Annotated in this window: 21 protein-coding genes and 4 tRNA genes; 7 read left to right on the forward strand and 18 right to left on the reverse strand. The window is 55.1% G+C overall.

Annotated elements, in window-relative coordinates:
- Window positions 1–25 precede the first annotated feature (25 nt).
- Entirely contained in the window at window positions 26–1,018 is a 993-nt protein-coding gene (pldB, locus tag ACCW76_RS09470; protein WP_436338404.1) for a lysophospholipase L2, read from the reverse strand.
- A gap of 104 nt (window positions 1,019–1,122) precedes the next feature.
- Here pldB and rhtB point away from each other — a divergent pair, with 104 nt between their 5' ends.
- A complete protein-coding gene (gene rhtB / locus ACCW76_RS09475; protein ID WP_034827889.1) occupies window positions 1,123–1,746 on the forward strand; it encodes a homoserine/homoserine lactone efflux protein in 624 nt (207 codons plus the stop codon).
- A gap of 144 nt (window positions 1,747–1,890) precedes the next feature.
- Here the strand turns inward: rhtB and rhtC are convergent, their stop codons facing one another.
- From rhtC to pldA, 3 genes are read right to left on the reverse strand one after another with little or no spacing between them, the layout of a single operon-like run.
- The gene (gene rhtC, locus ACCW76_RS09480; RefSeq protein WP_038643788.1) at window positions 1,891–2,514 is read right to left on the reverse strand and encodes a threonine export protein RhtC; all 624 of its coding nucleotides are present in this window, start codon (window positions 2,512–2,514) and stop codon (window positions 1,891–1,893) included.
- Window positions 2,515–2,526: 12 nt separating this feature from the next.
- Window positions 2,527–4,350 carry an ATP-dependent DNA helicase RecQ gene (gene recQ, locus ACCW76_RS09485; protein ID WP_038643789.1) on the reverse strand — a complete coding sequence of 608 codons (1,824 nt, stop codon included), beginning with the start codon at window positions 4,348–4,350 and terminating at the stop codon, window positions 2,527–2,529.
- A 23-nt stretch (window positions 4,351–4,373) separates the two neighbouring features.
- Window positions 4,374–5,252 (reverse strand): phospholipase A, encoded by an 879-nt coding sequence (gene pldA / locus ACCW76_RS09490; protein WP_034827877.1) that lies wholly within the window; start codon window positions 5,250–5,252, stop codon window positions 4,374–4,376.
- Window positions 5,253–5,417: 165 nt separating this feature from the next.
- Here pldA and ACCW76_RS09495 point away from each other — a divergent pair, with 165 nt between their 5' ends.
- Window positions 5,418–5,888: a thioesterase family protein gene (locus ACCW76_RS09495; RefSeq protein WP_045815824.1), complete on the forward strand. Its 471-nt coding sequence runs from the start codon at window positions 5,418–5,420 to the stop codon at window positions 5,886–5,888.
- Between the two features lie 21 nt (window positions 5,889–5,909).
- Window positions 5,910–6,809: an EamA family transporter RarD gene (gene rarD, locus ACCW76_RS09500; protein ID WP_038643792.1), complete on the forward strand. Its 900-nt coding sequence runs from the start codon at window positions 5,910–5,912 to the stop codon at window positions 6,807–6,809.
- Here rarD and ACCW76_RS09505 read toward each other — a convergent pair.
- The 9 genes from ACCW76_RS09505 to ACCW76_RS09545 form a co-directional block, all read right to left on the reverse strand.
- Window positions 6,780–7,832, reverse strand: a complete 1,053-nt coding sequence (locus tag ACCW76_RS09505) for an AbrB family transcriptional regulator (protein WP_436338405.1) — start codon at window positions 7,830–7,832, stop codon at window positions 6,780–6,782. The genes rarD and ACCW76_RS09505 overlap by 30 nt on opposite strands.
- A gap of 170 nt (window positions 7,833–8,002) precedes the next feature.
- Window positions 8,003–8,956 carry a magnesium/cobalt transporter CorA gene (gene corA / locus ACCW76_RS09510; protein ID WP_034827871.1) on the reverse strand — a complete coding sequence of 318 codons (954 nt, stop codon included), beginning with the start codon at window positions 8,954–8,956 and terminating at the stop codon, window positions 8,003–8,005.
- Window positions 8,957–9,276: 320 nt separating this feature from the next.
- The gene (gene uvrD / locus ACCW76_RS09515) at window positions 9,277–11,439 is read right to left on the reverse strand and encodes a DNA helicase II (RefSeq protein ID WP_038643795.1); all 2,163 of its coding nucleotides are present in this window, start codon (window positions 11,437–11,439) and stop codon (window positions 9,277–9,279) included.
- A 174-nt stretch (window positions 11,440–11,613) separates the two neighbouring features.
- A complete protein-coding gene (gene yigB / locus ACCW76_RS09520) occupies window positions 11,614–12,330 on the reverse strand; it encodes a 5-amino-6-(5-phospho-D-ribitylamino)uracil phosphatase YigB (RefSeq protein WP_038643796.1) in 717 nt (238 codons plus the stop codon).
- Window positions 12,327–13,238, reverse strand: coding sequence for a tyrosine recombinase XerC (gene xerC / locus ACCW76_RS09525; RefSeq protein WP_038643797.1), 912 nt, complete (start codon window positions 13,236–13,238; stop codon window positions 12,327–12,329). Before xerC ends, yigB begins: the two co-directional genes overlap by 4 nt.
- A complete protein-coding gene (locus ACCW76_RS09530; RefSeq protein ID WP_038643798.1) occupies window positions 13,235–13,939 on the reverse strand; it encodes a DUF484 domain-containing protein in 705 nt (234 codons plus the stop codon). Before ACCW76_RS09530 ends, xerC begins: the two co-directional genes overlap by 4 nt.
- Window positions 13,936–14,760 (reverse strand): diaminopimelate epimerase, encoded by an 825-nt coding sequence (dapF, locus tag ACCW76_RS09535; RefSeq protein ID WP_436338495.1) that lies wholly within the window; start codon window positions 14,758–14,760, stop codon window positions 13,936–13,938. Before dapF ends, ACCW76_RS09530 begins: the two co-directional genes overlap by 4 nt.
- 29 nt (window positions 14,761–14,789) lie before the next feature.
- Window positions 14,790–14,993 (reverse strand): LPS translocon maturation chaperone LptM, encoded by a 204-nt coding sequence (lptM, locus tag ACCW76_RS09540; RefSeq protein WP_038643799.1) that lies wholly within the window; start codon window positions 14,991–14,993, stop codon window positions 14,790–14,792.
- A gap of 135 nt (window positions 14,994–15,128) precedes the next feature.
- A complete protein-coding gene (locus ACCW76_RS09545; protein ID WP_436338406.1) occupies window positions 15,129–17,690 on the reverse strand; it encodes a class I adenylate cyclase in 2,562 nt (853 codons plus the stop codon).
- Window positions 17,691–18,002: 312 nt separating this feature from the next.
- Here ACCW76_RS09545 and hemC point away from each other — a divergent pair, with 312 nt between their 5' ends.
- Genes hemC through hemY form a run of 4 tightly spaced genes read left to right on the forward strand, consistent with a single transcriptional unit; the run spans window position 18,003 to window position 22,034 of the window.
- Window positions 18,003–18,944 (forward strand): hydroxymethylbilane synthase, encoded by a 942-nt coding sequence (hemC, locus tag ACCW76_RS09550; protein ID WP_436338407.1) that lies wholly within the window; start codon window positions 18,003–18,005, stop codon window positions 18,942–18,944.
- A complete protein-coding gene (hemD, locus tag ACCW76_RS09555) occupies window positions 18,941–19,681 on the forward strand; it encodes a uroporphyrinogen-III synthase (RefSeq protein WP_436338408.1) in 741 nt (246 codons plus the stop codon). The genes hemC and hemD overlap by 4 nt, the downstream gene beginning before the upstream one ends.
- Window positions 19,682–19,704: 23 nt before the next feature.
- Window positions 19,705–20,835, forward strand: coding sequence for a uroporphyrinogen-III C-methyltransferase (gene hemX / locus ACCW76_RS09560; RefSeq protein WP_436338409.1), 1,131 nt, complete (start codon window positions 19,705–19,707; stop codon window positions 20,833–20,835).
- Window positions 20,836–20,837: 2 nt separating this feature from the next.
- Entirely contained in the window at window positions 20,838–22,034 is a 1,197-nt protein-coding gene (gene hemY / locus ACCW76_RS09565; protein WP_045833671.1) for a protoheme IX biogenesis protein HemY, read from the forward strand.
- 726 nt (window positions 22,035–22,760) lie between these two features.
- Here hemY and ACCW76_RS09570 read toward each other — a convergent pair.
- The 5 genes from ACCW76_RS09570 to wecG form a co-directional block, all read right to left on the reverse strand.
- Window positions 22,761–22,837: transfer RNA gene (locus ACCW76_RS09570), tRNA-Pro, on the reverse strand.
- 45 nt (window positions 22,838–22,882) lie between these two features.
- Window positions 22,883–22,969, reverse strand: a tRNA-Leu gene (locus ACCW76_RS09575).
- Between the two features lie 15 nt (window positions 22,970–22,984).
- Window positions 22,985–23,060, reverse strand: a tRNA-His gene (locus tag ACCW76_RS09580).
- A 90-nt stretch (window positions 23,061–23,150) separates the two neighbouring features.
- Window positions 23,151–23,227 (reverse strand) — tRNA-Arg (locus tag ACCW76_RS09585).
- Between the two features lie 158 nt (window positions 23,228–23,385).
- Window positions 23,386–24,120 carry a lipopolysaccharide N-acetylmannosaminouronosyltransferase gene (gene wecG / locus ACCW76_RS09590; protein ID WP_436338410.1) on the reverse strand — a complete coding sequence of 245 codons (735 nt, stop codon included), beginning with the start codon at window positions 24,118–24,120 and terminating at the stop codon, window positions 23,386–23,388.
- Window positions 24,121–24,131: the final 11 nt, after the last annotated feature.

The following is a 24,131-nucleotide window of genomic DNA, read 5'->3' on the forward strand; positions in this document are numbered from 1 at the left end:
TCTGGTATTGATGTCGGAAAATGAGTTAAACGTGGCGCTCGAAAAAATCGACCACCAGGTTAAGCGCTTCAGCGCGCATGGCGTCTGTTTCGAACAAAATCTCGTGACGCGCGCCTTGAATCACATACGGCACGGTTCCTTCGCAGGGATGTCCCGCATCGGCCATCGCCGTACAAAAAATATCTTGTGCGCGGTTATCCACCACATCGTCTTCGCTGGCCTGTAACACCAGCGCCGGTGTGGTAATTTTCGCCGCCTGACTGATGATGCTGCGTCCGGCATAGACGCCTTCACGCACCCAATGATAGGTCGGCCCTCCCACACGCAACCCCGGATCGTCGGCGTAAAAACGCAGGTTGCGCCGATAACGTTCACGACTGTGCGTCAGGCGATTAATGCCAAACGGGCTGGCTCGCCAGCGGCCGGTGCCGAGCGCATAGCGTTCGCGGATTGCCGGCAGTTTTTCCGCCCAGTCTAAAATCGGGTGCGCCATCCAGTCGGGCAACGGCAACACAATGCCAAACATCGGTGCCGAGAATACCGCCGCATGGAATGCCTGCGGCTGGCGTGCTAAAAACAGTGCCAAAATTGCACCGCCCATCGAATGGGCCAGCACGTAGCGTTGCTGATAATGGTTGCTGACTATCTCTTTCAGATACAGCGTTTCCAGATCGTCAACGTAATGGTTGAATTCCACCACATGCCCGCGATGAGAATCCGCCAGCAAGCGATCGGATCGGCCCTGCCCGCGATGGTCAATAATCACCACGTCATAGCCGCAGTGAAACAGATCGTAAGCCAGTTCCGGGTATTTGATATAGCTTTCGATGCGGCCGGGCACAATCAGGATGACACGGCGATGTTGCGGTGAGGTGAAACGAACATAGCGAATCTTCAGGTTACCGACGCCGGTAAATTCACACTCCTCACGACGTCGCCAGAAGTCGAGCAGCGGACCCGTAGCAAAGGCTGAAAAGCCTTTCTCACGCCCGAGCCAACTCTGTTTGTGATGCTGCATCCGTCCCCCTGAAAAAAAGCCTCATCGCGTGCCTGTACGCCATAGCGCACCGCGATATTCTGGCGTATTGTGTCACACTTCGTTCACTTCAGGGAATGTCACACATGACCATTGAATGGTGGTTAACCTACCTGTTGACCACAACTATCCTCAGTCTTTCACCCGGTTCTGGTGCAATCAACACCATGAGCACCGGCATTAGCCATGGCTACCGCGGCGCGGCGGCTTCCATCACTGGCTTACAGCTGGGTCTGGCGATTCACATCGTGCTGGTCGGCGCCGGTTTGGGGGCGCTATTTTCACAATCGATCATGGCCTTTGAAGTACTGAAGTGGGCAGGTGCCGCGTATTTGGTGTGGCTTGGGATTCAGCAGTGGCGTTCCGCAGGCGGTATTGATTTGGATGCCGTGGCGAAAGCGATGCCGCGTCGTCGTTTGTTCAAACGCGCTATCCTGGTGAATCTTACCAACCCGAAAAGCATCGTGTTTCTCGCTGCACTATTTCCGCAATTCATTCAGCCACACCAGCCGCAGCTCATGCAATATCTGGTGCTCGGTGTCACCACCATCGTGGTTGATATTATTGTGATGATTGGTTACGCCACGCTGGCAACACGCATTGCGGGCTGGATTAAAGGGCCAAAACAGATGAAGCTGATGAACCGCACCTTTGGTGGCTTGTTTATGGCCGTCGGAGCCTTGCTGGCAAGTGCGCGCAGAATCGCGTAAGAGGTTTTGCAATCAGTCACACCGAGGGTAAATCGTCGGTGGTGCAGCCAGTTCGGCGCCGGCAAGCCGCACAAACCCCGGAACGTACACGAGGTACGTGAGGGGCGAGCTCTGCCCGGTGCCGAAATGGCAAGGAAAATCGATTTAACGAGAAATAATCAGGTGAATGCCGAATCCGGCAAATAGCACACCCGCCATGCCATCAACCCACTTCGCCATACGCTGATACTTATCCCGCATCCACGGTAGCGCGAAGATCGCCGCCACCAGCGTAAACCAGGCAAAGGTTTCACCCACGATCAGCATGAACAGGCCCCAGCGCTCCATCGCACCCACATCATTGCCGACAAACAGTGAAAACACGCTGCCGAAGTAGATAATCGCTTTCGGGTTCGACAGATTAGTCAGAAAACCTTTCAGGAAACTCATACCTTTCTTTGGCAGTTCCACCACCGGCGCATTAACCTGTGGGGCTTTATGCTGCTGACGTGCTGAGCGCAGCAACTGCCAGCCCATCCACAGCAGGTACAAACCACCGCCCACCATGATGATTTCATGCAGCCAGGCCATTTTCTGCAGGATCAGATGCAGGCCCATCAGCGCCACGCCCGCCCAGATGACGATCCCCAGCGTAATACCCAATACGCCCATCATCGCCTCTTTGCGCGAGCGGCTGGCCGCCGTTTGCGACACAAAGAAGAAGTCCGGGCCAGGGCTCATTAGCGCAACCAGATGCACCAGCGCGACAGTGGCGAATAACATCAACATGGTTTCTTTCCTTTACTCTTCATCGACATGTTCTTTGATCATCACCAGGAACGGTTTACCAAAACGTTCCAGCTTGCGATGACCGACACCGTTCACGCTCAACATTTCTGACGCGGTAATCGGCATTTGCTCCGCCATCTCAATCAATGTGGCATCGTTAAACACCACGTATGGCGGAATGTTAGATTCGTCGGCAATCGCCTTACGCAATTTGCGCAACTTGCCAAACAAGGTGCGATCGTAATTGCCACTGTGCACTTTTGGCGAGCTGCTGCGGCTCTTCACCGTGACGATGCGCGGTACCGCCAGCATCAATGGCACTTCGGCACGCAATACCGGACGCGCCGCTTCCGTGAGCTGTAAAGCGGAGTGCATGGCAATATTTTGCGTCACCATACCAAGATGGATCAGCTGACGCAGCACGCTGACCCAATGCTCCTGACTCTGCTCACGGCCGATGCCGTAAACCGGCAATTTATCGTGCCCGTTATCGCGAATGCGATGGTTGGTGGAACCGCGCAGCACGTCGACAATATAGCCCATACCAAAGCGCTGGCCGGTACGATAAATGCTGGAAAGCGCCTTCTGCGCTTCCACTAAACCATCATATCGACGTGGAGGATCAAGGCAGATATCGCAGTTGCCGCACTGCTGCTGACGCCCTTCACCAAAGTAGTTGAGCAGCACTAAACGACGGCAGGTTTGCGCTTCGGCAAACGCGCCCATCGCATTGAGCTTGTGACGCTCAATATCCTGTAACGGGCCGGGCGCTTTCTCTTCCAGACATTTACGTAACCACGCCATATCCGCCGGATCGTAAAGCATCATCGCTTCGGCGGGCAGGCCATCACGCCCGGCGCGACCGGTTTCCTGATAGTAGGATTCGATATTGCGCGGAATATCAAAGTGCACCACGAAGCGCACATTAGGCTTGTTGATGCCCATACCAAATGCCACGGTGGCAACCACAATTTGCAGGTCATCACGCTGGAAGGCTTCCTGCACGTGCGCGCGCTGGGCGCTGTCGATACCGGCGTGATACGCGCCGACACTCAGCCCACGGCTTTGCAGACGCGCGGCCGTGTCTTCCACTTTGGCACGGCTGTTACAGTAAATAATGCCGCTTTTACCCCGCTGCTCCTGTACATAGCGCAACAGCTGGTCGGTCGGTTTAAATTTTTCCACCAGCGTGTAGCGAATATTCGGGCGGTCAAAGCTGCTGATTTGAATCAGCGGATCGTCCATCTGCAACAGATGAGCGATGTCATTACGCGTGGTTTCGTCAGCAGTTGCCGTCAGCGCCATCACCGGCAGATCCGGGAAACGCTGACGCAGTTGACCAATCGAGCCATACTCCGGGCGGAAATCATGGCCCCATTGCGAGATACAGTGCGCCTCATCCACCGCCAGCATCACCGGATTCCACTGGTGCAGGCTGTCGAGGAAGTTATCCATCATCAGACGTTCAGGCGCGATATACAGCAGCTTCAGCTTACCGGTGCGACAATCCGCAAAGACCTGTTGCTGCTGCTCACGCGTCTGCGTCGAGTTGAGACACGCCGCTGCCACGCCGTTGGCCAGCAATTGATCGACCTGATCCTTCATCAGTGATATCAGCGGTGAAACCACCAGCGTCAGCCCCTCGCGCACCAGCGCCGGGATTTGATAGCACAGCGATTTGCCGCCGCCGGTCGGCATCACCACCAGACAATCACGCCCTGCGAGCGCGGTTTCGATGATGGTTTGCTGACCGGGGCGAAATTGCTGGTAGCCGAAGGTATCTTGTAATACCTGCTGCGCCAGCATTTCCTGATTAAGCACTGCCGATGTTGCCACGGTAATCCTGTTTTTCTGACTGGTTAGAACAGATCGTTAAGTGTTACACCCACGCCAAAACGGGTCTGACGATGGTTATAGTCGATAAGCGATTCACCATACCCGCTGAACAGCTGGGTGTAAAAGCGCACATGCTCAGAGATAGGATAGCTCCAGGCGAAAGTCGCGCCGCCATAGCCGCTGTTCCAGTTGTAGTTGCCTTCCACGCTAAAGATACTTTCACCCATTTCATAACCGAGCTTGGCGCGATAGTAGCCCATGTACTTGGTAATGTCGGGGTTATCATCGTTATTTTCATTTTCTGGAATGCGATACCACGGTTTGATTTCCGCAAGGAAGTTACCGTTCTGCGCCATCAGGCGCGCATAGACGCGGTTCCAGCTGCGTGATGTCGGATCGCTACGTCCGTTAGACTCGTGGTTAAGACCGGTTTCGATGTCGCGCAGAGTCCAGCCGGCAAAAGTGTAATCCGTTGCCCAGCCTAGGAAAATCTGCGGCTCATAGTTGGTTTCACGGAACGGCGATGACGCACCACGGTTGGAGAGCTGCCACCACGAGCGCTGCGTATAGGACGCGGCCAACACCGAATTATCACCCAGAATGCCACGCCACAGTGGGAACGCCAGGCTGAGCTGGAATTTTACTTCATCGTTTTTTGCTTTGTCAGCCCAGTTGTACGAAGAGATCGCCTCTTTGTTCATGTCACTGGTGTAGGTGTAAAGCAAATAGTTGTTTTCGTAAGGATAAAGCACGAACGGGTTATCGTGTTTTTCCAACAGGTTCGCAATAATACTGCCCTTCACTGCCGGGGCGTCATGCACCTCTTTTATAGTGGCTTCATCAGCCTGTGCCAGCGCAGGTATCATCAAAGCTGCGGTCAGCAACGCGTATAGTTTACGCATAACATTCTCCAGGGAACTGCGTGTTGTCATTATTAGGCCCATGTTCAAAAAGCACGCCATTCTACACGCAAAGAGACAGGTTGATCAGTGCCGATTTCTGAAACTGGAAAGCCGCGCGAACGCGGCATAATATACACAACTCTTTAACATCTTAAGGCAGAAAACATGTCATCCCCGTTGCTGTCACAGCAGGAAGCTCGCCGCCTGATTGGCGAAATCTTTGTTTATCACATGCCCTTCAATCAGGCGCTGGGTTTAGAGCTGGATCGACTCGAAGCGGATTACGCCGAGTTGGGCTTTGCCAACAAAACCATGCTGGTCGGTAATGCGGCGCAGCAGATTTTGCACGGCGGCGTGATTGCCTCAGTGCTGGATGTCGCCGCCGGTCTGGTGTGCGTCAGTCATGCGCTGTCGCGTCAGGAGAGCATCAGCGAAGAGGAACTGCGTCAGCGTCTGTCGCGCATGGGCACTATCGATATGCGCGTTGACTATTTACGCCCTGGACGCGGCGATCGCTTTGTCGCCACCAGCAGCCTGCTGCGCGCCGGTAATAAAGTGGCGGTGGCGCGAGTGGAACTGCACAACCAGCAGGGCGATTATATCGCCACAGCAACCGCAACCTATTTGATTGGCTAATGACCTTTTTTGGAAAGCATGATGGATACGCAACAAACGCGTCAGGGCATAGGTTATGCGCTCGGCGCTTACTTTATCTGGGGCATTGCGCCAGCCTACTTCAAGCTGGTGAAGGAAGTTCCACCGACAGAAATCATGACGCATCGCGTGATTTGGTCGGCACTGTTTATGCTGGTACTGATTACCCTGAGCCGCAGCTGGCAGCAGGTGCGCACGGTGCTCGCTCAGCCAAAGAAAGTGCTGTTGCTGGCCGTCACTGCCGTCACCATTGGCGGCAACTGGCTGCTGTTTATCTGGGCAGTGAATAATCAGCATATGCTGGAAGCCAGCCTCGGCTACTTTATCAACCCGCTGATCAACGTGGTGTTTGGTATGCTGTTCCTGCGCGAGCGCTTCCGCCGCCTGCAGTGGCTGGCGGTTTTACTGGCAACACTCGGCGTGCTGGTGCAGCTATGGCAATTTGGCTCGCTGCCGATTATTGGCCTTGGCCTGGCGCTGAGTTTTGCCGTCTATGGTTTGTTGAGAAAGAAAATTCAGGTGGATGCGCAGAGCGGCATGCTGATCGAGACCGCGTGGCTGTTTCCGCTGGCGGCCATCTACTTGTTTGGCTTTGCTGACAGCGCCACCAGCCACCTCAGCGCCAATCCTCTTAGCCTCAACCTGAAGTTGATCGCCGCAGGCATCATCACCACGATTCCACTGATGCTGTTTGCCGCCGCCTGTGCACGCCTGCGTTTGTCGACCGTGGGTTTCTTCCAGTATCTCGGCCCCACGCTGATGTTCCTGCTCGCGGTGGTGTTCTACGGCGAAAGTCTGACGCCAGACAAGATGGTCACCTTCGGCTTTATCTGGCTGGCGCTCGCCGTGTTTATCGTTGATGCAGTCGCATTCTCAGCTCGCACCCGCGTGCGCGTAACGTGAGATAAAGCGTGCGATAGCCGGGCCGGTCAGCAAGATGGTGAACAGGCGTAATGTCTGCAATGCCATCACAAACGCGATATCGACCCGGCTGCCCGCCGCAATAATCGCCACGGTATCCAGCCCACCCGGGCTGGTTGCCAGATACGCCGTCATCAGATCGACGTGCAACACCTGCGTCAGCATCCACGCCAATCCACCACACAGCAGCATCAAGCCGAAAATCGACAACAGCATTTGCGGCAAGGTGCGCAGCGCCAGCAGGAAGATCGGGCGTGTAAAGCGCAAGCCCACGCTCCAGCCAATCAACGCATAGGCCAGCGCCAGCAACCACTCCGGCACCTGCAAAGTGGCAACATCGGTGCCGTGCAGCGTCGCACCAATCAGCGCGGGCAGCAGCAGCGCACCCGAAGGGATACGCAGTTTTTGTCCCAGCCAGGCGCCCGCGAACATCACCACCAATGTCAGGATGAAGCTGCTTTGTAAGGCAGGGAACCATACCAGCTCCACGGCACCACCGTTAGTGCCCAGCCCAATGCGCGCCACCACCGCGGCTGCAGTCGCCACAAACAGCACGCGCAGATACTGCATAAACGCCACTAAGCGCACGTCCGCACCGAAATCACCGGCCATCGCCACCATCGCAGAAGCGCCGCCAGGCGACGATCCCCACGCACCGGTTGGCCCTGGAAGGTTGCTAAAGCGCACCAGTAGAAAGCCCGACAAACCGCTGGCCGCCAGCGTAAGCACCAATACCGCCAGCACCACCGGCCAATCCGCTAACAGCGGTGAGAGAATAGCCGGTGACAGCGTTTGCCCGATCATGCACCCCAACACCGCTTGTGCGAGCACAAACAAACGTTTGTCGATGCGGACGGTCGCGCCAGAAAGGCCCATGACGGTTCCGACGATCATCGGACCTAAAAGCAGTGCAGCAGGAAGGTGAAACAGCTGGAGAATGATCCCCAGTACTAACGAAGCAATCAGCAGAATGGTCCACTGCTGTCGCAAAGAAAGACGCGCCATAGGGTGGAAATCAGAAAGTGAGAAGTGACAACAGCCTACGCAGAAAAGTTAAACCATGCCAGTTTTGTCGCGGCGCAATTTGTTACGCATCTGTTAGCAGCATTGTCGCTTCAGATGAACGCGATAAATCGCGCCGCTACGAAATCGGTAAAACCTGTCTGGCCGTGTTATTACAACCAGTTTTTCCGTTTGAAATAGAGGTACGGCGCCAGACCGGCGAGAATCATCAGGGTAATCGCGCCAGGATAACCAAAACTCCACTTCAGCTCAGGCATAAACTCGAAGTTCATCCCGTAGCTGGATGCCACCAGCGTGGGTGGCAGGAACACCACCGACACCACCGAGAAGATCTTGATGATGCGGTTCTGCTCGATGTTGATAAAGCCCATTGCTGCCTGCATCAGGAAGTTCACCTTCTGGAACAGCGATTCGTTATGCGGCAGCAGGGATTCGATATCGCGCAGGATTTCACGCGCCTGCTCCAGCTGATTGCCTGGCAGACGGGCTTTACGCACCAGGAAATTCAGCGCGCGTTGGGTATCCATCAGACACAAACGCACTTTCCAGCCGATATCCTCCAGCTCCGCCAGACGCGACAGCGCCTGATCGTACTCTTCACCCTGTTGCCCTTCCATGATCACGCGGCTGAGTTTTTCCAGCGCGCTATAGATGTTCTCGATCTCATCCGCCAGCTGTTCGATTTTCGTCTCAAACAGATCCAGCAACAGCTCGTAGGCGTTGCCATCGGTCAGCGTCTGGTTACGGGCGCGCATACGATAGAGACGGAAAGCCGGCAGCTCGCGCTCGCGTAATGTATAGAGGCGATCTTCACGGATGGTGAATGCCACGGTGGAGTTGCCAGCGTGGTCTTCCGCATCTTCAAAGAAGAAGAAGGAGTGAATGTGCAGGCCATCTTCATCTTCGAAGAAACGTGCGGAGGCCTCGATGTCTTCCAGTTCCGGACGCGTCGCCAGGCTTTGGCCCAGCTCGGATTGCACACGATCACGTTCAGTGTCGTCGGGCTCGATTAAATCGACCCACACTGAGGTGTTGAGTGTGTCGTTGTTGTCTTCCAGTTCGATGCGCGTCAGGCGATCGCGTTCGAGTTTAAAAGCGCTCAGCATAGCAATACTCCCCATTGCAGACTTAATGGGACAAGGCGGCACACCGTCAAGCCAAAGGCAAAACGGGCACGGCAAAGCCTGAACGCGGAAACTTTCGCTTCAAGGGTAAATCAGTGCTGACTCGTGCGACGAGAGTGTAAAGGGAGGTCGCTGATAACCGCTAAGGCTACCCGCGTATTGAGGTAGCCTTAGATGTTATTCCTGTTAAACAGGCGGTTGAGCCAGCATCGACTGGGCGCGTCCAAGGCATTGTCCTCTCATGATAATAGTGCGCGCATGTTACGCTGAGACGAAAAAGTCGTCAAGGTAACGCAACGGCGCTACACCGTTTCCAGACGCGCGTAAGCCGCCACCAGCCACTTGATACCCTGGCCCTGAAACGCCACCTGCAAGCGGCTGTGTTCGCCGCTGCCTTCCAGGTTAATGATGGTGCCTTCGCCGAATTTGGCATGGCGCACACGCTGACCGAGCGCGAAACCACTGTCGTTTTCCGCGATCGGGGTACCCATGCGCTGATGGCTCACCGGACGGCTGACGCTGGCGCGCAAACGGACTTCCTCGACGCACTCCTCCGGCAATTCGCCGATGAAGCGCGATGGACGGTGATACACTTCTTTACCATAAAGGCGACGAGTCTCGGCGTAGGTCAGCGTGAGTTTTTCCATCGCACGCGTGACGCCAACGTAAGCAAGACGACGCTCCTCCTCCAGACGACCGCCTTCATCCAGCGACATCTGGCTCGGGAACATGCCCTCTTCCATACCCACGATAAACACCTGGGTGAACTCAAGACCTTTCGCCGAGTGCATGGTCATTAGCTGTACCGCGTCCTGCCATTTGTCGGCCTGGCCTTCACCGGCTTCCAGCGCCGCATGCGACAGAAACGCCTGCAGCGGCATCAAATCTTCGTCTTCGTCCTGATAACTGAACTGGCGCGTGGCGGTCACCAGTTCCTCTAAGTTTTCGATTCGCGCCTGGCCTTTCTCGCCCTTTTCCTGCTCGTACATGATCCACAGGCCGGAATCCTTGATCACGCGATCGGTCTGCACGTGCAGCGGCATATCGGCGGTTTCCGTAGCCAGGGAATCCACCAGCTCGCAGAAGCGCTGCAGCGCCGAGGCTGCACGTCCCGCCAGGGCTTTGTTTTGCAGCAGCTCACGCGTCGCTTGCCACAGCGTTAATTGCTGTTCGCGCGCGGTCTGGCGCACCACATCCAATGTGCGATCGCCCACGCCACGCACCGGCGTGTTCACCACGCGCTCGAACGCGGCATCGTCATTGCGGTTCGCCATCAGGCGCAGATACGCCAGCGCATCCTTAATCTCCTGGCGTTCGAAGAAGCGCATGCCGCCGTAAATGCGGTACGGCATGCTGCCTTGCAACAGCGCCTCCTCCAGCACGCGCGACTGGGCGTTGCTGCGATAGAGAATGGCGCAATCCTGCAGCGCGTTGCCGTTCTCATGCCAGGTTTTGATGCGGTTTACCACGAAGCGAGCTTCGTCTAGTTCGTTAAACGCGCAATAAAGAGAAATCTTTTCGCCGTCACTGCCATCGGTCCACAGCTCTTTACCGAGACGGCCATTGTTATTGGCGATCAGCGTATTAGCCGCTTTCAGGATGTTATTGGTCGAGCGGTAGTTTTGCTCCAGGCGAATGGTTTCCGCACCAGGGAAATCCTGCAGGAAGCGCTGGATGTTCTCGACCTGCGCGCCACGCCAGCCGTAAATCGACTGGTCGTCATCACCGACGATAATCACACGACCGGTATCGCCGGCCAGCATACGGATCCACGCGTACTGGATGTTGTTAGTATCCTGGAATTCGTCCACCAACACGTTGCTGAAACGCTCGCGGTAGTGATTCAGGATATGCGGCTTATTCAGCCACAGCTCATGCGCACGCAACAGCAGTTCAGCAAAATCCACTAAGCCCGCGCGATCGCAAGCCTCCTGATAGGCCTGATAAATGCGCAGCCAGGTTTGCTCCACCGGGTTGCCGTAGCTTTCGATGTGCTTAGGACGCAGCCCTTCATCCTTTTTGCCGTTGATGTACCACATGCCCTGGCGTGCAGGCCACTGCTTCTCATCAAGGTTCATGGCTTTGATCAGACGCTTGAGCAAGCGAAGCTGATCGTCGCTATCGAGAATCTGGAAATCCTGCGGCAAATTGGCATCAAGATGATGCGCACGCAGCAAACGGTGCGCCAGTCCGTGGAACGTACCAATCCACATGCCACCCTGACTGGTGCCGATCAGCTGATCGATACGATGGCGCATTTCTGCTGCCGCTTTGTTGGTAAAGGTCACCGCCATGATTGAGTAAGGCGAGCAATTCTCTACCGACAGCAGCCAGGCAATACGGTGAACCAGTACCCTGGTTTTGCCACTGCCTGCTCCGGCCAGCACCAGCAAATTGCTGCGCGGCGCGGCGACCGCCTCGCGCTGTTTGTCATTTAAGCCGTTAAGCAGATCAGAAACGTCCATAAGCACCGTTTTGCCAAAGTATTAAAAGGAGAATTGAGAAATGCGGTTTCTCAGCATTCAAGCAACGCACCCTGTATAGCGGTGCTATTCATCGCAGGATGAAGGGTGCCGCTACGATTTGTGCGTCAGACAATGCCCGTATCATCCAGCCATTAGCTGGATGAACATACAGCATTATAGCAGCGAGGTCAGCGATGCCAACTGATGAATTTCGACGTGCGGCAGCAAACGCGCATCGTCAATTTTCATCAGGTTGCCATCACGCAGATTGATCCAGCAGGCTTGCATGCCCGCATTTAATGAGCCGACCACATCGGTGGTGAGATCGTCGCCCACGTGCAGAATATGCTCAGGTGCGATGTTCAAACGCTCGGCCGCCAGCTGGTACATATCCTGCCACGGCTTAGCGCGACCGTGCGGGCCAGCGCGCAGGGCGAACTGGAAGTAGTGATTAATCCCCAGCTTTTCCGGACAGGCGTTGCCGTTGGTGATCGCCACCAGCGGCACGCGCTCGCCCAACCACGTCAGCGTTTGATGCGTCTCATCTGGCATCTCGACTTCGCTGCGCCACTGGTGGAACACGCCCATCACTTCGCTGGCACCGGCGCGAGCTTCAGCAGCGGATAAGCCGATATTGATCATTGCCAACTCGACCGAGCGGCGACGCCACTCAGACACGTCGTGATAAATTTCCGGCTCACGCACCAGCAATTCGTCACGCAGCGCCTGATAATCAGCGGGGGTGAATTCACGCAGTGCCGGATGAAAGGCCTGCAATGCGGCGTGGGATTCGGCGGTGGTTTTAAGGATCACGGGATGGTTGTCATACAGCGTATCGTCGAGATCGAAAGTAATCGCTTTGATCGGGCCCAGCGGGCGGTAGAACTTCATTCAGACTTTCCTCGTTTAGCACGTGGATGTGCCGCGTCATACACGGTCGCCAGATGCTGGAAATCGAGATGGGTATAGATTTGCGTGGTCGACAGATTGGCGTGGCCGAGCAGTTCCTGCACCGCGCGCAGATCACCACTCGATTCAAGCAAATGGGTAGCAAAAGAGTGACGCAGTTTATGCGGATGAATATGGTTGGCCACGCCCTGCTTAATGCCCCACTCGGCAAAACGCTTTTGCACGTTGCGCGCCGATATGCGCGTGCCGCGACTGGAGACAAACACGGCGTCATCCTGCGGCGCGAAGCTATCACGCAGTGGCAACCAATGTTTCAGCCAGGTCACCGCCGTGCCACCAATCGGCACACGTCGTTCTTTGCTGCCTTTCCCCAGCACCCACACTTCACCGGCGTCGAGATCGACATGACGACAATCCATGCCCACCAGCTCCGACAAACGTAAACCGCCGCCGTACATGGTTTCCAGCATCGCTCGGTCGCGCACCGCCAGCGGATCGTTCAGGTCGATTTCCAGCAGCTGGTTAACCTCGTCAACATCCATATTTTTTGGCAGATGGCGGGCATTGCGCGGCGTGGAGATGCCTTTGGCCGGATTGGCGCTTAACATCCCCTGGCTGACCTGCCAGTCGAGAAAACTGCGTAGCGCCGACATGCGCAGCGCCAGGCTGCTGGGCCCTAATCCGGCACGACGGCTGCGCGCCGCCAGTTGGCGAACCTGTGCGGGCTCCAGTTGCGCCCATGAGACGATCTTCATCTCATCGGCCATCGCGGTCATCGTCTGCAACTGGCGGGTGTAATTCTTTTGCGTCAACGGGCTGAGCTGGCGTTCGACTTTCAGATAACGCAGAAAGCCCTCAACGGCAGGCTGCAACGGGCTGACGTCACTCATGCGCGTTCAATCCAGCGAGACAGCAGATCCGGCAGCATTTGCGCCAGATGCTGCAACAGTAAGGTGCCCATGCCCGCTTGATAGTGCTGGTTATCGCGGCTGCTGAAAATCAGCACACCAAGTTCACCCCGTTCGCCCATCAGCGACATCGCCACCGACCCGATGGCTTTCGCCTGTGGCAACAGCAGCAGTAACTCCGGGCCATTCAGGCTGCCAAGGTAATGATGTTCAGCACCAAAGCGTTGAATACGCAGCGGCTCAAAAGCCTGACGAGAAAGACCCAACTGGGTGAAATCAGAAGGTGCGCCGATGTGCCAGTGGTCGTTGAACACCCGCACATGGGCTCCGGCCAGACCCAACTCACGCGCCCAACGGTGCAGACGCGTTAACATTTCCTGCAAGCTGTCCGCCGCGGCAAGATGGCCTTGCAACCCCAGCAGGCGATCAAACAGTTGATGGTTGGCCGTGGCCTGCTCCATCAACAGCGTGATTTCCTCTTCCAGCTGCTGGATGTGGTTGCGCTGACGCGCCATGTGCCACTCCACCAGCGACACACTGCCGCGCACCGGGTGCGGCACCATCATCTGTTCAACCTGGCGCGCATTGCGAATAAAGAAATCGGGGTTCTGGCGCAGGAAGGCGCTAACCGACTGATCGTCCAGCAAAACCGCGCTGTCGGTTTGCTCTTCGACATTTTTCATAGATGAATAAACCCATCGTAGACGTGTGTGGCTGGGCCGGTCATAAACAGCGGCTGACCCGCCCCTTTCCAGGCGATATGCAGCGTTCCGCCAGACAAATCAACGCGAACTTTTTCCGCCAGAATGCCTTGCTGAATGCCGCAGGCAACGGCCGCACAGGCACCGCTGCCACAGGCCTGGGTTTCACCTGCGCCGCGTTCATACACGCGCAGACGAATGTGTTCAGGATTAACCACTTCCATAAAGCCCACGTTGACGCGTTCCGGGAAGCGTTCATGGCTTTCCAGCACCGGACCCAGTGTTTCCACGGCTGCCGTTTTCACACTCTCAACCTGAATCACACAGTGCGGGTTCCCCATGGATACCGCACCAAACATCACGGTCTGCTCGGCAACACGTTGCAGATACAGACTTTCCGCTTTATTGGCACGCAGCGGCACTTGCTGGGGATCGAAGTTGGGTTCACCCATGTTAACGCGTACCAGCTCATCGCTGGTCACGCTCAGCACCATGCGCCCGGTTTGCGTACTTACGCGGATGTCGCTTTTATTGGTCAGCCCTTTCAGGCGCACGAAGCGGGCGAAACAGCGCGCGCCGTTGCCGCATTGGGCCACTTCACTGCCATCCGCGTTGAAAATTCGATAATGAAAATCAAGATCCGGATCGTAAGGCGGTTCGACGATCAGCAGCTGATCGAAACCGATCCCCAGATGCCGATCCGCCAGGCGGCGAATCAGTTCCGGCGAAAAAAAGACGTTTTGCGTCACGGCATCCACAACCATGAAATCGTTGCCGAGACCGTGCATTTTCGAGAACTGCATTTTCTGCTCCGCCGGATTACTCATAGAGATTAGTTCGCCTGTGAACCCGATTTACTGGTGACCAAACCGTTAACGTCAGCATCCTGCGCCGCTTTTTGCTGCTGCTCGGTGACCTGCTGATTTTGTTTCGTCGGCTGATCTTTGGGCGGGAAATACAGCGGTCCTTTCAGGCCACAGCCTGCGAGGCTGACCAGTGCCAGCGCCATACCCAGCTGACTTATCATGTGTCTCATTCTGTCTGCTCTTCCTGTCCTTAAGCCTTGGCTGCTTATCATCGCAGTTGACGTTGTAAAAGCAACAGGAAATACCCGCAAATCCGGGCGCATGTCAGAGGAAAAGCCAATCCCACCGCGCGAACGCAGGCGGGATCAGTGCATTTGGTAGCGCGGCTGGAAATCGCCGTTGTCGTTATCGGGCTGCGTCGCACAGAGCTGCGTCAGCGTCTGGCTGCGGAACGGAATCACCTGGAAGCGATCGCCCGCGTGCACAATCTGGTAGAACTGTGGCAGGTTGAAGTTGATAAAGCTGGAGCCATAGGTGAAGCGGTCATGCGACGAGGAGTAAAAACGGCTCACGTCACGCACCAGCTCTTCTTTACTGCCTTCGCAATGGTGATAAACCTCAACGCGATTGGTTTCGTCGAGGATATAGATGTTGAAGCCGCGATCGTCATTGGTGTCTTCAAAGAAGAACTGAATAATGCCTTCGCTGGCATAGCCATTTACCACCGGCGGCAATGGCGTCTGATTCGACTCCACCTTGATCGACAAACCGTGCAACTTGTTGTTGGAAATCGCGCCGTAGAACTCCACCGCATTTTCCAGCTTCTGCACCGATACGCTCATGCGCTCGAAGAACAAGCCCCACGTCTGGCCCGCCATGCGCAACGCTTTGAAGCGGCCTGGTTCCTGACGGGTGCTGGAGAGTCGCAACTCAATACACTCAGACACCAGCTGCTGCACGCGGGTACGAATTAAACCGCGCAGATGCTGGCTATAGCAGAACACTTCCACCGTATCCGGCGGCGCGGCATCCTGATGCATTTTGCCGAGAATGGTTTTCAGCGCTTCGATCATCGCCTGCTCACCGCTGAAGTGCAGCGTACGCACTTCATTCCACGAGTTGCGGTACAGCAAATCAATGCTGCCAATCAGGCACTGCTGCTGCTGGCCGAAGCTGAATACATCCAGCTTACGGAAATCGAAATGCACCACCTGATTGCGGAAGGCTGAGGTCGGATCGTGTTCGAGATTGACAATAATCGCCAGATGACGAATTTCGCACGGGCTATACAACGCTTTTGGCGTCGGTGCCGCTACGCGCAGCGGGAAGTGACTCGACACATCGTTGACCAACTCCTGCAAACGCGGCAGATCACAGAATTCGTTGCCCTTCATATGCAAACGCGTTTTGCTGGTCAGCAAACCGTTGAACCACGCCCACGCCACTAACTTGTTCAGGTAGCGGTTATATTCCAGCGGCTGATGACTGATGATCGAACTCATGTCCGGCGACTGGTTGTAAAGATACCAACCGGCGCGATTGGCGCGGCCTTCCGGCACATGAATAAAGGTCAGATTATCTTCCGACAGGTCAGGTGAAATCTGTGGGTTCACCAGCGTCACTTTGCCCGGCAGCGCTTCAAACGCGGCATACAGTTTACGCGTCAGCACGCCGATATCCTGCGGGCTGGCACTGACGCTTAAATTGTTACGGCGGGCAAAACGGATCAGGTTGCGATAGCTCTGCATCATCGCATCCAGCAGCTCGTTGTGCGCTTCACGCACACGCTCAATTTTCCACTGGGCGCGGTTATCCAGTACCGCAATTTTCTCTTCATCCCAACCCCACTCTTTCACCAGCTGCGAAAGAATCTCGCGACGCCAGCCTGAGCGGTGATGGTGGAGATCGTCACTCGAGAGCTTCTCACACACTTTTAAATAGAAACATCGACGCACCAAATCAAGGCGCGCCATGTCATCAACGCTGGTCAGATAGCGCGTCACGCGCTCCAGCATCATGCAGTAGGGATCGAGGCCAAAGCAGACAATTTCGCCATCGTGCAGACGCTGTTTGATATCCATCGCCAGCAATTGCGTGTTCGGATATTCCCAGCTGTACGCTTCTAACAGCAGGGTTTTCAGCACCGCTTTGTACGGTGAATCGATACTTTTGTACAGCTGCCACAAGCTGGCCCCGAAGTACTCTTCGGCTGACAGCGTGCCGAGACCGCCGAGATCCAACCACTCATTCGGCGTCAACACGCCTTGTGAATAGAGTGACATAACGTAATCGTCGTAATGATGCTCTTCTTCGCCGGGCACCATGTTCCACAGGATGCGTTTGCCCGCCATACGCACAGCGGTACGGTAGAACTCATCCAGCAGCAAAATATGTTGGGTTGAACCGCAGTCTTCACCACCGAGGCTGCCGCTCTCATTGTGGCGGAAACGGTTCTCGTCGATCAGGAAGAAACTGACTTCCACACCCATCGACACACACCATTTCTGCAACAGCGTACACTTGCGCTGCAGATTGAGACGCTCTTCATTATCTAGCCAGGATTGGTGGCACACCCAGATGTCGAGATCCGACACGCTGTTCTGACCGACAGACGAGGTACTGCCCATCGAATAGATGCCGGTAATCGGACGTTCACCTTTGACGGCAGTGCTGAGATCCAAAGACTGATCGCCTGCCAACTGTTGCAACAGATGCTGTTGGTTTTCATCAGGCGTGAAGAAGCTGACGCCGTGGGGAACGCTACCTTCAAGGTAGCCGGGCATCAGCGGGTGATGATAGTGCAGTAATGTTGGCAGCAGACTGTAGACTTGCTGGAAGGCAGGTCCCATAGCAGCCAGTGCGCGATCAACGCGCAGCTGGTTAATTGCATCCAGTCTCTGTTTCAGTGTCTCAATGTAGAGGTACAAGACGTTTCGCCTGATTGTCCCAGTGTTAAGCACCCTGTTTCCAAAACCTGCCGCTTAATAATAAAGATGTTGGGCAAATTATTGCTGGAAACGTGATCAATCTAACACCTGGAGGATTGACCGTAAAGAAAGTTGCGCTACATGACAGTTTAGCACGTTCCCCATGTAGCCCTGCTTTTTCGGACTTAGACGTCAGATAATGACGCAATAATGCGTATCAACTGACATCGAGGCCTTTTCAATCCGTTGAAACTGACAGCATTCCCCTATCAATGATAGGATAATCGATGAACGATCAAAATGGTTAACAGCATGTTAAACAAAATTTTCAGAATTGCTACCAGACAAAGTCCCCTTGCTTTATGGCAGGCACAATATGTCCAACAGCGCCTGATGGCTGCACATCCGGGCGTACAGGTTGAGCTGGTGCCAATGGTCACCAAAGGCGACATCATCCTCGATACACCGCTGGCTAAAGTCGGTGGAAAAGGCCTGTTTGTCAAAGAACTTGAACTGGCAATGCTGGAAAACCGTGCCGATCTTGCGGTGCACTCCATGAAGGATGTGCCGGTGGATTTCCCGGAAGGTTTGGGTCTGGTCACCATCTGCGAGCGTGAAGACCCGCGTGATGCCTTCGTCTCCAACCTTTATAACAGCATTGATGAACTGCCACAGGGCGCGATTGTGGGGACTTCCAGTCTGCGTCGTCAGTGTCAGCTCAGTGCACGTCGCCCCGACCTGATCATCCGATCTTTGCGTGGTAACGTGGGCACCCGCCTTGGCAAGCTGGATGCCGGGGAATATGACGCCATTATCCTTGCCGCGGCAGGCCTGAAGCGCTTAAACCTCGACAACCGTATTCGTCAGGCGATGCCCGCTGAAATCTCGCTGCCCGCCGTGGGCCAGGGTGCCGTCGGCATTGAATGCCGTCTTGATGATCACGAACTGATCTCCTTGTTGCAGGCGCTGAATCACGCCGATACCGATGTTTGCGTGCGCGCTGAACGCGCGATGAACACACGCCTTGAAGGCGGTTGTCAGGTTCCCATCGGCAGCTTTGCCGTATTGGAAGACAATCAGTTGTGGCTGCGTGGCTTAGTCGGCTCACCGGATGGCCACCAAATGGTGGTAGGTGAACGCCGTGGTCCGCGCGAAAACGCCGTGCAAATGGGGATCTCCCTGGCAGAAGAGCTGCTGGATGGCGGCGCCCGTGACATTCTGCGCGACGTTTATCAGGGGCAAACGCCTGCATGACCATTCTCGTGACCCGCCCGGAGCCCGCTGCCAGTGAATTGGTTTCGCGTCTGCGAACCCAGGGAAAACTGGCGTGGACTCTACCGCTGATTGAATTTACGCCGGGTCGCGATTTGCAACAATTGCCACAAAAGCTGGCGGCTTTACGGCCGGGCGATCTGGTGTTTCTGCTGTCACAGCAGGTGGTGCTATTCGCCCACCCGGCGCTTCAGCAAAGTGCCCTCAGTTGGCCTGAAACACTCGACTACTATGCTATAGGGCGCAGCACCGCGCTGGCACTGCATACCGTCAGTCATCTGAAAGTAGACTATCCTCATGCGCGGGAGACCAGCGAAGAGTTAGTGCGGCTCAACCGCCTTCAGCAGGTTAATGGCAAGCGTGCGCTGATTTTGCGCGGCAGCCCAGGCCGTGAATTACTGGCAGAAACCCTGCTGGAACGCGGTGCCGAGGTGGAATACTGCGAGTGCTACCAACGTTGTGAAAAGCATTATGAGGGCGCGATTGAAGGCCGTCGCTGGCGCGATCGCGGGGTTACCACGCTGGTGGTCACCAGCGGTGAGATGTTACAACAACTCTTTGCACTGTTTCCGCCAATTGATCGTCGGGAATGGTTATTGCACTGTCGACTGGTGGTCGTCAGTGAACGTTTGGCTACTCAGGCCGCCGAATTAGGCTGGCAGGATATTGAGGTAGCCGATGGTGCTGATAACGATGCGCTGCTGCGTGCGTTACGCTGAACTTAACAATGGGATGAGCCATAATGACGGAACAAAAAGCCTCCTCCGCCATGGTTGAAGAAACCACCCCTGCGGACACTTCCCCCACGCCAGACGGTAAAAAGCCTCGCGATAAAAAAAGCGATGGCAAAGTACTGAGCGCGGTGGCGATCGTGATTGCGCTGGCGATTGGCGCGGGACTTTACCTCAATGGGAAACATCAGGCCGATTTACAGGCTCAGACAAACCAGAACCTGAGTGAACAGTTGACCGCCCTGCAGCAGCAACTGGGCAGCGACAAACAGCAGCTGACGCAACAACTGGATACCGCGAATACGGCGTTGCAGGAAGCGCGAACGCAGCAGGATAACAGCGCTAAAGAGCTGGAGACCCTGCGCGATAAAGTCGCGACGATTTCTGGCAACGACACCCGCACCTGGCTACTGGCGCAAGCGGACTACCTCGTGAAGCTGGCGGGTCGCAAGCTGTGGAGCGATCAGGATGTCACCACAGCAGCCGCGCTGTTGAAAAGCGCCGATACCAGCCTGGCCGATATGAATGACCCTAGCGTGATGAATGTGCGTCGTGCTTTAACGCAGGACATCAGTTCTCTCTCAACGGTGAGCCAGGTCGATTACGATGGCATCATTCTCAAACTCAATCAGTTGTCGAACGGCGTCGATAATCTGCGTCTGGCTGACAATGACAGTGATGATTCACCGATGGATGCCGATGGCGGAGAGCTTTCCAGCTCGCTGCACGAATGGCGTCAAAATCTGGTGAAGAGCTGGCATAACTTTATGGATGATTTCATCACCATCCGCCGCCGTGATAATACCGCACAGCCGCTGCTGGCACCGAATCAGGACGTTTACCTGCGTGAAAACATTCGTTCACGCCTGCTGATTGCCGCCCAGGCCGTGCCACGCCATCAGGATGAAATCTACAAACAGTCGATTGATGCGGTCTCAACCTGGGTGCGCGCCTGGTATGACACCAACGACGCTGCCACCAAAGCTTTCCTCGCACAACTGGATGAGCTGAGTCAGCAAAACATCTCAATGGATGTGCCGGATACGCTGGAAAGTCAGGCGCTGCTGGAAAAATTGATGCAGACGCGCGTGCGCAACCTGCTGGCGCAGCCATCGGTTCCGGCTGATCAACAGGGAGGCTAAGCATGCTGAAAGTATTGGTGCTTTTCCTGCTGCTGATCGCAGGCGTGGTATTGGGGCCGATGATTGCCGGCCATCAGGGCTACGTGCTGATTCAGACCGATAACTGGAACGTGGAAACCAGCGTCACCGGCTTGGTGATCATCCTGATCCTTAGTTTGCTGGTGATTCTGTTCATTGAATGGATTTTACGCCGCGTGTTCCGCACCGGCGTACGTACGCGCGGTTGGTTCACGGGACGTAAACGCCGCAGCGCGCAGCGTCACACGCAAAGCGCGCTGATGAAACTGGCGGAAGGTGATTACAAGCAGGTTGAAAAACTGCTGTCGAAGAATGCCGATCACGCCGATCAGCCCGTTGCTAACTACCTGCTGGCTGCCGAAGCGGCACAGCAACGTGGTGACGAAGTCCGTGCTAACCAACATCTGGAGCGCGCCTCTGAGCTGTCTGAAAATGACACCATTCCAGTTGAGATCACCCGCGTTCGCCTGCAACTGGCACGTAATGAAGATCACGCCGCCCGTCATGGCATTGACCGTTTACTGGAAGTCGCTCCGCGTCATCCCGAAGTGCTGCGTCTGGCTGAACAGGCTTATATCCGCACCGGCGCTTGGGGCGCATTGCTGGATATTCTGCCCTCCATGCAAAAATCTCAGGTCAATGACGAAGCCCATCGTGAGGCGCTGCAACAGCAAGCCTGGCTAGGCATGATGAATCAGGCAATGGCCGATCAGGGTAGCGAAGGTCTGAAGAAGTGGTGGCAAAACCAGAGCCGTAAAACGCGTCAGGAAACGGCGCTACAGGTAGCGATGGCTGAACATCTGATTGAGTGTGATGACCCTGATACCGCGCAAAGCATCGTGCTGGAAGGATTGAAGCGTCAGTATGACGATCGCCTGGTGCTGTTAATGCCACGTATTAAAAGTGGCGATCCGCAATCACTGGAGAAAGCGCTGCGCCAGCAAATCAAACAACATGGCGCAACGCCGCTGCTGCACAGCACCTTAGGCCAGATGCTGATGCGCCACGGTGAGTGGCAACAGGCCGCAGAAGCTTTCCAGCAGGCACTGGCACAACGCCCTGATGCTTTTGATTATGCCTGGTTGGCCGATGTCTATGATCGCCTGCATCGCCCCGAGGACGCTGCTCAAATGCGCCGTGAAGGTCTGCTTCTGACCTTGAAGACTAATCCAAACGCTTGATTTAACGATTGTTACTTTTGTGCACGCCGGGCTTGTCCCGGCTTTTTTTTGCCTGAAGAGTAGCGGAATGGGGGAAAGCAAAGATAAAAAAACACCTGCCATAAGCAGGTGTAAGATCAGGTCGTTCAGACAACTGATGGTATCCGACTCAACGTAATGTCCTTCTTACTGCAGTAAAGCGTGCGCAATAACTGCCAGGCTGGACAACGGATACCGTAAGGGGCTCTGCATCATTCCCAGGTTTATGTAGCATCAGCAAACATAAGAGGTGGAATGAGCATCTACAGGTTAATTATTGCATAAGCCGTGCCAGAATTGGAGGTGTAGAAATAAGTTATTTTAAATCAGTCAGATAAATGTAAAACCCTCTCTCAGACTGAACAGTGCGTCGTGATTTCGCTACACTCCCCTTAATAACTGTCTCCTATCAACGACAAGCAATGCAAGGAACTGTCAGTCAATTTAAAATCAATGAGTTACGAGTCTCATTATGGCGACAACGGCAGTGAGAGTGATTTATAAGGCTGAGAAGCTGAGAAGCTGAGAAGCTGAGAAGCTGAGAAGCTGAGAAGCTGAGAAACTGAGAAGCTGAGAAGCTGAGAAGCTGAGAAGCTGAGAAGCTGAGAAGCTGAGAAGCTGAGAAGCTGAGAAGCTGAGAAGGATAAAATCAATCAAGGGAAAGATAAAACGAAAAAAGCCTGCTTTTTCAAGCAGGCTTTTCGAATATGGTCGGCGAGAGAGGATTCGAACCTCCGACCCACTGGTCCCAAACCAGTTGCGCTACCAAGCTGCGCTACTCGCCGATTTTTTCTGTATCTTATTTCTTCACGCTACCGCGTAATTTTGCCTGGTGCGAAGGGAGGGACTTGAACCCTCACGTCCGTAAGAACACTAACACCTGAAGCTAGCGCGTCTACCAATTCCGCCACCATCGCGTGCCCAGCAAAATTTGGGGTGGCTAATGGGACTCGAACCCACGACAACTGGAATCACAATCCAGGGCTCTACCAACTGAGCTATAGCCACCATAATTCTGGTGCGTAAGCATCTCTGCCTACTATTTTTACTGCATAACGCGGTTAAACCAACCACCGAAGCTCTTGCGCACAAACTAAATGGCGCGCCCGACAGGATTCGAACCTGAGACCTCTGCCTCCGGAGGGCAGCGCTCTATCCAGCTGAGCTACGGGCGCGTAGCGCCGTTGCGGATGGGCATACTACGGGCTTGACCTCATACTGTCCAGCGCTTTTTTATAAAAAAAACGCGTTTGATTACGCTTTGTGCATTCCGTCGATTATTAATGCAGTTTTACTGGCTGCACTGATGATATTGCTGAAAAAATCGGCGATATCAGAGATCGCCACGCCAATGATAGCGCAAATATTTCAGCAGTTTTAACTGGCGGCGCCAACGCGAAGGCTGCCGAATCAGACGATAGAGCCACTCCAGCCCTAATTTCTGCCAGATTCGCGGTGCACGCGCGACGTGGCCGGTGAAAACATCATAGGTACCGCCCACGCCCATATAGAGCGCATGCGGCCAGTGCGCGCGACAATCACGCATCAGCAACTCCTGACGCGGCGAACCCTGCGCCACCGTGACAATCTGTGCACCGCTGGCCGCAATGCGCGCAAACAACGCCTCACGCTCTGCCGGGGCAAAGTAGCCATCCTGACTGCCGACGATGTTCACATTCCACTGGCGACGCAGTTTGTCACAGGTTTCATCCAGCACCGCCTGACGACCGCCAATCAGAAATACCGGAATGCTGCTGCGGCCCGCGCGCTCCATCAGGGCTTCCCACAGATCGGCACCAGCAATGCGGCTAACCTGCAACTGCGGATATTTTTTGCGTAAGGAGCGCACAATGCTAATGCCATCCGGATATTTAAATTCCGCTTCAGCAATCAGCGCCCGCAGCTGCGCATCCTCTTCCAGCGTCAGCATCTTTTCTGCATTCATCGCCACCAGCGTGCCACAACGCGGCTGGCCATCCGGCAGCAAGAAGTGCAGGAAGCTGTCCATGTCGTTAAAGGCGTGAAGATCGACACCGCGCAGGTTATAGCGCGGCTTATCGGTTTTCATGAATCATGTTC

The organism is Pantoea sp. C8B4 (assembly GCF_051336905.1).
Taxonomy (GTDB): Bacteria; Pseudomonadota; Gammaproteobacteria; order Enterobacterales; family Enterobacteriaceae; genus Pantoea; species Pantoea rwandensis_B.

Coding starts and splice junctions, on each gene's coding strand:
- corA (WP_034827871.1), bottom strand. CDS start 8,956: ATGCTGAGCGCTTTTAAACTCGAACGCGATCGCCTGACGCGCATCGAA.
- hemD (WP_436338408.1), top strand. CDS start 18,941: ATGACCATTCTCGTGACCCGCCCGGAGCCCGCTGCCAGTGAATTGGTT.
- rhtC (WP_038643788.1), bottom strand. CDS start 2,514: ATGTTGATGTTATTCGCCACTGTCGCGCTGGTGCATCTGGTTGCGCTA.
- wecG (WP_436338410.1), bottom strand. CDS start 24,120: ATGAAAACCGATAAGCCGCGCTATAACCTGCGCGGTGTCGATCTTCAC.
- ACCW76_RS09495 (WP_045815824.1), top strand. CDS start 5,418: ATGTCATCCCCGTTGCTGTCACAGCAGGAAGCTCGCCGCCTGATTGGC.
- ACCW76_RS09505 (WP_436338405.1), bottom strand. CDS start 7,832: ATGGCGCGTCTTTCTTTGCGACAGCAGTGGACCATTCTGCTGATTGCT.
- lptM (WP_038643799.1), bottom strand. CDS start 14,993: ATGAGACACATGATAAGTCAGCTGGGTATGGCGCTGGCACTGGTCAGC.
- hemX (WP_436338409.1), top strand. CDS start 19,705: ATGACGGAACAAAAAGCCTCCTCCGCCATGGTTGAAGAAACCACCCCT.
- hemY (WP_045833671.1), top strand. CDS start 20,838: ATGCTGAAAGTATTGGTGCTTTTCCTGCTGCTGATCGCAGGCGTGGTA.
- rarD (WP_038643792.1), top strand. CDS start 5,910: ATGGATACGCAACAAACGCGTCAGGGCATAGGTTATGCGCTCGGCGCT.
- hemC (WP_436338407.1), top strand. CDS start 18,003: ATGTTAAACAAAATTTTCAGAATTGCTACCAGACAAAGTCCCCTTGCT.
- xerC (WP_038643797.1), bottom strand. CDS start 13,238: ATGAGTGACGTCAGCCCGTTGCAGCCTGCCGTTGAGGGCTTTCTGCGT.
- ACCW76_RS09530 (WP_038643798.1), bottom strand. CDS start 13,939: ATGAAAAATGTCGAAGAGCAAACCGACAGCGCGGTTTTGCTGGACGAT.
- pldA (WP_034827877.1), bottom strand. CDS start 5,252: ATGCGTAAACTATACGCGTTGCTGACCGCAGCTTTGATGATACCTGCG.
- rhtB (WP_034827889.1), top strand. CDS start 1,123: ATGACCATTGAATGGTGGTTAACCTACCTGTTGACCACAACTATCCTC.
- uvrD (WP_038643795.1), bottom strand. CDS start 11,439: ATGGACGTTTCTGATCTGCTTAACGGCTTAAATGACAAACAGCGCGAG.
- yigB (WP_038643796.1), bottom strand. CDS start 12,330: ATGAAGTTCTACCGCCCGCTGGGCCCGATCAAAGCGATTACTTTCGAT.
- pldB (WP_436338404.1), bottom strand. CDS start 1,018: ATGCAGCATCACAAACAGAGTTGGCTCGGGCGTGAGAAAGGCTTTTCA.
- dapF (WP_436338495.1), bottom strand. CDS start 14,760: ATGCAGTTCTCGAAAATGCACGGTCTCGGCAACGATTTCATGGTTGTG.